Annotated in this window: 4 protein-coding genes and 5 pseudogenes; 3 read left to right on the plus strand and 6 right to left on the minus strand. The window is 60.7% G+C overall.

Features of this window, described 5'->3' with window-relative positions:
• Positions 1 to 94: 94 nt before the first annotated feature.
• The 4 genes and pseudogenes from RCCGE510_RS08445 to RCCGE510_RS08460 form a co-directional block, all read right to left on the minus strand.
• Positions 95 to 588 (minus strand): annotated as a pseudogene (locus tag RCCGE510_RS08445) (MarR family transcriptional regulator).
• Between the two features lie 285 nt (positions 589 to 873).
• Positions 874 to 1,554 carry a peroxiredoxin-like family protein gene (locus tag RCCGE510_RS08450; protein WP_007629012.1) on the minus strand — a complete coding sequence of 227 codons (681 nt, stop codon included), beginning with the start codon at positions 1,552 to 1,554 and terminating at the stop codon, positions 874 to 876.
• A gap of 73 nt (positions 1,555 to 1,627) precedes the next feature.
• Positions 1,628 to 4,873, minus strand: coding sequence for an adenylate/guanylate cyclase domain-containing protein (locus RCCGE510_RS08455; RefSeq protein WP_007629015.1), 3,246 nt, complete (start codon positions 4,871 to 4,873; stop codon positions 1,628 to 1,630).
• 180 nt (positions 4,874 to 5,053) lie between these two features.
• Positions 5,054 to 5,470: pseudogene (locus RCCGE510_RS08460) on the minus strand (ATP-binding cassette domain-containing protein); the annotation flags it as partial.
• Between the two features lie 19 nt (positions 5,471 to 5,489).
• On the opposite strand from RCCGE510_RS08460, the gene RCCGE510_RS08465 reads away from it, so the two are divergent.
• The 3 genes and pseudogenes from RCCGE510_RS08465 to RCCGE510_RS08475 all read left to right on the plus strand — a co-directional run.
• The gene (locus RCCGE510_RS08465) at positions 5,490 to 5,789 is read left to right on the plus strand and encodes an aminotransferase class III-fold pyridoxal phosphate-dependent enzyme (RefSeq protein ID WP_007629017.1); all 300 of its coding nucleotides are present in this window, start codon (positions 5,490 to 5,492) and stop codon (positions 5,787 to 5,789) included.
• A gap of 17 nt (positions 5,790 to 5,806) precedes the next feature.
• A complete protein-coding gene (ggt, locus tag RCCGE510_RS08470; protein WP_037078170.1) occupies positions 5,807 to 7,399 on the plus strand; it encodes a gamma-glutamyltransferase in 1,593 nt (530 codons plus the stop codon).
• Positions 7,400 to 7,417: 18 nt separating this feature from the next.
• A pseudogene (locus RCCGE510_RS08475) lies at positions 7,418 to 8,571 on the plus strand (aldehyde dehydrogenase family protein); the annotation flags it as partial.
• Here RCCGE510_RS08475 and RCCGE510_RS33230 read toward each other — a convergent pair.
• Positions 8,570 to 8,878: pseudogene (locus RCCGE510_RS33230) on the minus strand (helix-turn-helix domain-containing protein); the annotation flags it as partial. The pseudogenes RCCGE510_RS08475 and RCCGE510_RS33230 sit on opposite strands and share 2 nt — an antisense overlap.
• Before the next feature lie 320 nt (positions 8,879 to 9,198).
• A pseudogene (locus tag RCCGE510_RS08480) lies at positions 9,199 to 9,701 on the minus strand (ISNCY family transposase); the annotation flags it as partial.

Below are 9,701 nucleotides of genomic sequence, written 5' to 3' on the forward strand. Positions count from 1 at the left end.
GAGCATGATGCCGAAAAGTGTGCGCGGTTTTCGGACAACATCATGCTCTAACTCTTTAATGTAGAACAGGATTCAGATTTTAGGCCAACCGGGCCTAAAATCTGAATCCTATTCTAGCGGCGTTGCGGCGCGCAAGCGGCACCGCCGCAAGCCCGTCCTCGATGGCTGCGAGCTGTTCCAGGATCGGCCCGTCGCGTTCGCCGCAGAGATCCGCAACGGCGGCCGCGATGCGCGGCCAGATCACATTCTTCGAATGATCGACGAGGTCCTGTCCCTTGCTGGTCAGCGAGACCAGTCTGCGGCGCTGATCGTCCGGGGCCGGCTGCATATCGACGAAGCCGAGTTCGAGAAGCTGGCCGATGGTGCGCGTTGCGCCGGGCTGGGTGATTCCAACCGCCTGTGCAAGCTCGCCGATCGTCAGCGGGCCGGCCCGGTCGATCGCTGCCAAAAATGGGTATTGGCCCGCCTGAATGCCGAGACCGGCCTCGTCGATGACCTGCTGCGATCTGCCTGCAGCCTCTCTCCAATACGCCGCAACCGGCTGCCCATGCACAGAAAACCAAGTGTTCGGACCACATCCTCGACCATGCCTTGTTCTCCATTTGTGAGGGAAATTATATAACGTGTTATATAATTGATCAATTCGGAATTTTGGAGCGGGGAGTCGTTACCAGTCGACAGAGGCTGTGAGAGCACGATAAGGAAAGTGGCGCGGTCAGCCCCATCATCAGAAACACCGCCACGACGCAGCTGAGCAGGCCAAGGGGATCGCCGGCCTATATCGCCACAGGCCGTGCCGCCAGCGCTTTCACGACTGGCTGCCTCGCGTCCGAGATAGACGCCGAGGAGTTCCCGAACGAAATATTGCTCGCTTCAAACAGCCATGTTCGAGGCTGCCGACATCACCTCCCGAGGGGCGGGACCACCGAACATATGGCGGCCACCCTCCTCGACTTCGGTGAAACACCAGCGCACGACGCCATCGCGATCGAGCAGGAATTCGCCGACAAGCTGGCCATGGCCGGTAGCGATCATCTGCGTGTCATCCTCGGTGAATTCGTAACCATCCGCCTTGTCGAGATAGTCCACCGCCGCCATCACGTCCATCGGCTCGGGGAGCTCGCCCGGCATGTCGATACGCATCGAGGTCACCGTGCTCATGCTGAGCTTGTGCGGCCAGTCATTCTCGGCTTCGGTGAACTGGACATTCGGCAGGCCGAACGCCCTGTGGGAGACCCGTTCCGGGTCGGAGGCCGCCAGCAGGTTGGGAAGCGGGTGGTAGCGGAAATAGAGGCGGGCTCGCTCGATCGGGGTATTTACCACGGTCAGGCTGTCGATGCCTTTTTCCTGCAATGCATCGGTGAGTTCGGCCATGGCGGCGATCTGCCGGCGGCAGAAGGGGCAATGCAGTCCGCGGAACAGCCCGACAAGCACCGGCTTCTGACCGCGAAAATCGTCGATAGCGATCTTGCCCTGGCGGGTGATCGCATCCAGCACCACGTTCGGCGCACGATCTCCAGGCTGCAATGGTCTTTCCGAGTGGTTCTCCTGCATGATTAATTCCTCCCTTTATCCTATTGAATCGATTTGACTAACCGATCTTCATAACTTGCACTAAGAGGAAGGGTCAGTCGAGGAACGGCAAGACGACGAGTGTGCCTGGATCGAGGTTGTGGCGAATGCACACATCCTGTGCCAGCGTGAAATACCGCTCCGCCTCGTCCATATCGTCATGCTCGAGGCTCAGTGTCGCTAAGCCATCATAGCACGGAAAGAGCAGTTGCGGCTCGTCAATTTCCTTCGCAACCTCAAGGGCTTCCTCGTAATACTTACGAGCTAGCTTCGGCTGTCCGTGGCACTGGTGTATCTGCCCGAGGACGATCAGCGGTACGGAGAGATGATCGCGCTGATCGAGAGCCCGGTCGATTTCGACGGCCTTCTCTGCCGCCGGAACACCTTCGGCGGCGCAGCGGTCGGTAAAGGTGCAGCAGGAAACGGCGAGATTGGCGAGAAGTCGCGCCTGGAAGCCGAGATCGCCGATACGGGTGGCGACCTCCAACCCGCGCCGGCAGATCCTGATGGCGTTGGCCGGATCGATAATGGTGTAGAGAACCCCGAGATTGGAATAGGCGCGGCACGCTGCACTTTGCAGATCGGCCTGTTCGGCGACGGAGAGGCTGCGCTCGACTTCCTGCACGGCCTCGCGGCGGCGTCCGAGCCGCGCCAGCGCCGCACCCTTGGTGTTCAGCGCCTCCGCCATCGCGCGCGCCGCCTCCCGCCCGGCCTCGGTCGTTCCGTCGACCGGTAGGGTTTGCAGGCATTGCAGCGCCTGTGTCGCCCACTCGGCGGCAGCAGCTTGATCGCCCATGCGAAAGGCCAGATGGCCGCGCTCCTGCAGTAGGTGCGCATGTTCGACCGGCGCATCGATCGTCGCGATCATCGCTTCAGCTGCGGCGCAATGGGTCTCCGCCTGGTCGCGGCGCCCCGCATCAAGATGCAGACGGCCGGTCTTTCGCAAAATCCTCGCCGCGGCGATAGGGTCGTCTTTGCTGCGGTGGATCGCAAGCGCTCGCTGATAATGGTTCAAGGCATCGTCGCGCCGGCCGGCAGGACCGCAAAGATCGGCAAGTCGCTCCAGCAATGCCAATTGCTCCGGCGTCACCTCCGGCTCGTTGGCGAAGGCCGCAAGGGCCTGACGGTAGAGGCGCATCGCATCGTCATTGGCGTAGGTCTTGCGCGCCAAATCGCCCGCCGCCATCAAATAGCCGGCTCCCTTGGCCCTTTCGGTGGTCAGGCTGAAGTGATGGCCGAGCTGCGCCAGATGTTCCGCCCGATCGGGCGCCGCGCCATATTGGCGCTCCAGCACCCGGCCGACCCGAAGATGAAGTTCCATGCGCCGCTGCAGCAGCAGATTATGGTAGATGACGTCGTGCATCAGCGTCTGGCTGAAACGATAGCCCGGCGACGCGCCGGCATCCGGCCCGCGCAATTCCTCGATGATATTGGCATCGCAGAGATAATCCAACGCCGCATCGATGGCGGCGGGGTCGGTCGCGACTGTGCGGAGCAGGGCGGTATCGAACTTCGGGCCGACCACGGCCGCCTCCTGGGCCAGGCGTCTTGTCTCCTGTGGCAGGCGATCGACGCGGGCAAGCAACAGCGCTTGCAGATTAACCGGGATATCGACATCCCCGTCGTCGGCTGCGACATGCCAGCGCTGGCCGTCATTGTGCAGCGTGCCCATGTCGATCAATACTCTCAGGATTTCCTCGATGAACAGCGGATTGCCGCCGGCGCGATCGAGGATGCGCTTTCGCATCGTCGCCGCCAGCTTGCCATGGCCCTCGCCAAAAAAGGCGGCAAGCAACTTCTGCCCATCGGCTGCAAAAAGCGGGTCAAGACGCTGAACGGTGACGTTGACGTGATTGGAGTTCAGCGGGTCGGTCTGCGATGTCGGCCGGTAAATCGCAAGCAGCATCAGCCGGCTGCGCTCCAGCCGATCCATCATGAAGCGAAGCACTTCCAATGAGGCGGCGTCAGCCCAGTGCAGATCCTCGATGACGAGCAGCAGGGGACCTTGCGCCAATCGCCGCTCGAAGACGGTGCGAACGGCATAGAAGATCTGTCGCCGCAACTGTTCCGGCTCGATGTGCCGCAACGCCCCATCGGGATCACCGAGGCCGAGCACATGCAGAAAGAGCGGCAAAAGTCCCTCGACATCCTCCTGGGTGAGATCGAGCGCGCGGAAGCCTGTTGTCAGCAGTTGTCGCGTCTTGTCGAGATCATCCCGCTCGCCGATGCCGTAAGCGCTGCGCACGACCGCGGCGAGCGTGCCATAGGATTGTTCGCCGAGAGGAGAGCAGGTGGCTTTGCGGATGGCAAGGCCCGGGAAACGGGCCGCATTGCCGGCACTTCCGACGAATTCGTTGACCAGTCGCGATTTGCCGATACCGGCTTCGCCGATCAGGCGGACGAGTTGAGCCGCGCCGCCGCAGGCGAGATCCAGACATGTCAGCAACCGGAACAGCTCCGCATCGCGTCCGACCATCGGCGCTTGAAGGCCAAAACTTTCGAGCCCGCGCGCCGTATGCGGCGCTTCCAGCAGCCCTGTCAGCCGATGGACGAGGACGTTTCCGCTTTTGCCGCGCAGGGTCTGCGCGCCCAGGCTGTCGAAGGCAAAGGCATGGCGGGTGAGGCGATAGGTCAATGGCCCGACCAGGATATCGTTCTCGCCGGCCATCGATTGCAGGCGTTGGGCGGTGTTCACCGTGTCGCCGGTTACGGAATAGGATTTGGTGCTGACCGCGCCGAAGCCGCCGGTGACGACAGGGCCGCTATTGATACCGATATGCAGACGCAGCGGCACGCCGGCGCGTGCGTGCCAGCGCTCGCCGACCTCAGTAGCGCGGCGGATCATATCCAGTGCGGCACCGAGCGCCCGGACAGGATCGTCCTCATGAGCAACCGGCGCGCCGAACAGCGCCAGCAGCGCATCGCCGACGAACTTGTCGACGAAGCCGCCATAAGCTTCGACCGCCTGGGTCATCTCTTCGAATAATTCGTTCTGCAGCACCCGCATGACCTCAGGGTCGATCTGCTCGCTCAGCGTCGTGAAGCCGCAGAGATCGGCAAAGAGCACGGTCACCGGCCGCCGGTCGGCATCGCTTTCGGATTTGGACGGCACCACCTCGGTGCTTGGCTTCGGCGCGGGCTGGGCTTTGCCCGAGATCGACGCGCCGCACTTGGGGCAAAAAGCAAAATCGGGCTGACAAGGATTGCCGCAAGCGGCGCAGGAAAGAGGCTGCCTTGCGCCGCATCGCGGACAGAAGGCAAAACCGCTTTGAACATCGAAGCCGCAGCCGGCGCACTCCATCGCAGGCGTCCCGCGAAACCCGATCTGTGACGGCTAAGTCAGCCGCGACCACGGGCACTAATACAGAGAATCAGCATGAACCTGCTGCCCCGTGCCCGCAAGCATTAAACAGTCGGGTGCAACGACGGTCGCCGTTGACTATCTGGCCGTCTTGAGATCCACGCCGAACGTCTTCTGACGTCACCTCGTCCCCGCAAGAAACTGCCGAAATCTTTCCGATTTCGGATTGGCAAAAAGTTCGTCAGGTTCGCCCGCTTCTTCGACGACACCCTTGTGAAGAAACACCACTTTACTGGAAACGTCTCGCGCGAACCCCATCTCATGGGTTACGACCAACATGGTGCGACCTTCCTCGGCAAGGGAGCGCATCACCTTGAGCACTTCCCAGACGAGTTCGGGATCAAGCGCAGAGGTCGGCTCGTCAAACAGCATGACCCTCGGCCGTTGCGCGAGTGCGCGAGCGATCGCAGCCCGTTGTAGCTGCCCGCCAGACAAGTGCGCGGGATAGAAATTTCGCTTATCGACGATGCCGACCCGTTCGAGCAGAGCTTCAGCCCCGGCGATGCATTCGGCGCGATTGCGTTTCTGCACGTGCACCCCGCTGTTCCAGCGGCGGTTGAACAAATTTGGCGGCCATCCGCTCGTCGGCAACGCCCGCGGTCGCGGCCTCATCGGGACCCTCGAACTGGTTCGAAACAAGGAAACGAAAGAGCAGTTCACGCCAACGGACGGCATCGCCATTCACGCAGGCAAACAGGCCCAGGTCCATGGCGTCATCACGCGTGCCCTTGGCGACAATTATTCACTTTGCCCGCCGCTTATCATCACTGAAGCACAGATCAACGACTTGTTCGACCGCTCCACTCGGGCGTTAGATGACACGTACACCTGGGCGAGGGCGACCGGCCTCTATTGAGTGAAGGAACCAACGATATGCGAAACTTCGAATTGCCTGGACGATCGATGGCCGTCGGCCGTAACGGAATGGCGGCAACATCCCACCCAATGGCGACCTTGACCGCGATCGACATACTCAAAGCCGGCGGCAAGGCGATCGATGCTGCAGTGGGAGCCTGCGCCGTGCAATGCGTCGTCGAGGCTGGTTCCACCGGCATAGGCGGCGATTGCTTTGCGTTGCTGTCATCAAACGGAAATGATGATGTCGTTGCCTACAATGGCTCGGGACGCACGCCGGCTGCGGTGCATTTCGACTGGTTTCGGCAAAACGGGATCGCTTCCATCGAGCGATCGTCGCCGCATGCAGTGACGGTTCCTGGTGCGGTGGAGGCGTGGACGCGTCTCGTTGCCGATCATGGAAGAATGTCGCTGTCAGAAATCCTTGCGCCCGCAATTGCGCTGGCTCGCGACGGCTATGCGATCACACCGCGGGTTGCCGCCGATCTGTCAAAGCAAACTGATTTCCTGCTGCGCGATCCTTCGACACGCCGCATTTTCCTGATCGACGATCGGCCCCCGCAGGTAGGATCGGTTCAACGTCAGCCGGAGCTGGCACAGACATTGGAAACGATTGCGGTTTCGGGGCGGGACGGCTTCTATCGCGGCGCCGTGGCTGACGACATGGTGACACGGCTGAATTCACTTGGCGGCCTGCATACACGTGAGGACTTTGCGTCTGCGGCCGGCGAATATGTCAAGCCCGTCAGCGCCACATATCGAGGATGGACGGTGCATGAATGTCCGCCGAACGGGCAGGGCATCGTCGCACTGATGATCCTGAAGATCTTGGAGCGTTTTGAACGCAAAGGCGATCCGCTTGACGTCGACAATCTGCACATCGAAGTCGAGGCCACTCGGCTGGCTTATGCCGCCCGTGATCGCTGGGTCGCCGACGCCGCAATCTCGGATGTTCCTGTCGATTTCCTGTTGTCCGAGGAACTTGCAGACAATCTTGCTGCCAAGATCGACATGAATAGGATCGCTGACGCCGGGGCGGTCATCGACGGCGTCGAGCATTCGGACACCGTTTACATTTCTGTCGTCGACAAGGACCGAAATGTCGCCAGCTTCATCAACTCGATCTTCCATCCCTACGGAAGCGGCTTGATGGCTCCGAACTCCGGTGTCCTGTTCCACAATCGTGGGCAGAGCTTCAGTTTGAAGCAGGGCCATCCGAATGCGATAGCGCCGCGCAAGAGGCCCATGCACACGATCATCCCAGGCCTGGTCACGCGCCATGGCAAAACTGTTTTGTCATTCGGCGTCATGGGTGGGCACTATCAGGCGATGGGCCACGCCCATTTCCTCTCCAAGCTTTTTGATTTCAATTTGGACATCCAGAGTGCAATCGATTTACCCCGGCTCTTTCCGCTGCCTGGTACGGCGACCATCGAGGCCGAAGCACTTCTCCGTACCTCGATCGGCCCTGATCTCGAGGCGCGCGGTTTCAAGGTTACCGCTCCGAATTGGGCGATCGGCGGTGCCCAGGCGATATGGATCGACGATCAACACAATACGTTGTTGGGCGCCTCCGATCATCGAAAAGATGGTTGTGCACTCGGCTACTGACAACAATGGAGAACGAGTATGGCGGCCTATCCGGATACCCAACTTTATATCAATGGCCGTTGGAGGGACGGTTCTGACCAGAGCCTGACCATCCAATCCCGCCTCGGGCGAGATCATCGGCCGCGTTTCAAATGCCAGCAAGGCGATCTCGACGACGCGCTTTCGGCCGCCGCCGCCGGGTTTGAACACTGGCGGCAAGTCAGCGCGTTCGAGCGGGCAAAGCTTATGCACGACGCTGCCAAGATCCTGCGAGACCGCTCTCTGGCGATCGCGCGGGTAATGACGTTCGAGCAGGCAAGCCGCTAGCTGAATCCAAGGCCGAAACAGCGGGAGCAGCAGACACCATCGACTGATTTGCCGAAGAGGCACGCCGTGCTTACGGCCGCTTGATCCCGCCGCGAGCGACCCATATCAGGCAAATGGTCGTCAAGGAGCCTGTCGGCCCGGTGGCCGCCTTCAGTCCGTGGAATTTTCCGTTGAATCAGGCCGTACGGAAAGTTTCGGCGGCCCTTGCAGCCGGCTGTTCGATTGTCTTGAAGGGGCCGGAGGAGACGCTGGCAAGCTGCGCTGAACTGGTTCGCGCCTTTGCTGACGCGGGCCTGCCGGCGGGCGTGCTCAATCTCGTTTTCGGAGTTCCCGCCGATATTTCGAATTATCTCATTCCGCACCCTGTTATCCGGAAAATCTCCTTCACGGGATCGACCGTCGTCGGAAAGCAACTGGCCTCGCTGGCCGGCGCCCACATGAAACGCGTGACGATGGAACTCGGGGGCCACGCGCCGGCTCTCGTTTTCGATGATGCCGATATCGAGCTGGCGGTCAGATTGCTGGCCGGTGCGAAGTTTCGAAACGCCGGGCAGGTCTGCGTGGGACCGACACGGTTCCTCATCCAGGAGCGCGTCTTTGAAAGATTTCTCGACGGCCTGGTAAAGCCGGCCGAGGCAATCAACGTCGGCGATGGATTGAGCGACGGTGTGACCATGGGGCCGCTTGCCAACGCGCGAAGGGTCGAGGCCATGGAAGCGCTGACAGCCGACGCGGTGATGCGCGGCGCAAAGATCGCAACCGGCGGCAAAAGGATTGGCAATCTCGGCAATTTCTTCCAGCCGACAGTTTTGACCGACGTTCCGCAAGATGCCCGCGTGCTGAGCGAAGAACCGTTTGGTCCGCTTGATGCAGTTCGATCAACTTCTCGCGCGCCAGCGTCGGACCGAAATCCAGATAGCGTTCGCGGATCAGATCCAGCGCCGCATTACGAAACTCCTCGCTGTGGCGCCGATTGCTTGGCCGCGACCGCTTCTTCGAAACCAGACCGGCCGCACCGGCCCGGTCATAAGCTTGCAGAAGCCGGTGCACCTGGCTTCGACTGAGGCCGAGCAGCTCCGTTGCCTGGACAACGCTTAGGCGTCGATCATTGATCTTTTGAATGACTTCGAGGCGATACAATTCTTTCTGCGACATGGTGATCAAACAGGACATCACGACTCCAAACGCTCATGGTCTCCACCAGGCTGAAGGTCGTCATCCTTGCTCCCAACATTGACGTTGACCAGCGCGTCGAGAGGCGAGAGTGTCGCATCTCTAACTGGCCCAACTGTCGCATTACTAAATAGCCGCTACATACCATGTGGCGGAAAAGTTGAAATGTCCGCCGTTGCGCAAAGTTAAAATGTCCGTTTCGGTTTCCACACGGCATGACAACCAGCCCCGATCTGAGCGGCTGTCCGGGTTGCAAGATCAGATCGGGGCGGGTGAGGGGCACCCTTCGGCTTTAGCTTTGAGACGCTGCGATCGACGTCTCACTCGGCAGCGTCAAGCTTTGCCATCGCCGCTTTACGGCGTTCGATTACCGCTGGATCGTTCATGAAATCCTTCCGCCGTCCCGGACCGTGAGCCCGTCGCACATAGCCGTTCTTCTCGCTGTTGGTCTTCACATCAGGCTTCGACGGCTGCTCCTGGCGCTCCTTGATATAGGCCAGGACATCGCCGAGCCGCTTGTTCTCGGTGATCGCCGCATGCGTCACCCGCTGGTCCTTGTCGAACACCTTGTAGGGCAGGGAATGCCCCTTCCAGCGCACGTCCAATCGACCATCCGCATAGGCATAGGTCTCGACATAACGACCGACCAATCCGCGCGTCACCTCGGTCTCTTCCAGCATGATCCGTTTGCGCTCAAACGAAAACGTCAGCTGCGCCCCAACATAGCGCTGCTCGCGTTTGCACAGGATCTCCTTTAACCGATCCAGGGCCAGATTCATCGGCCGGTGCAGATCACCGGGTCGGGCAGGGACAAGCGCAAACC

The organism is Rhizobium sp. CCGE 510, assembly GCF_000292525.1.
Classification (GTDB): domain Bacteria; phylum Pseudomonadota; class Alphaproteobacteria; order Rhizobiales; family Rhizobiaceae; genus Rhizobium.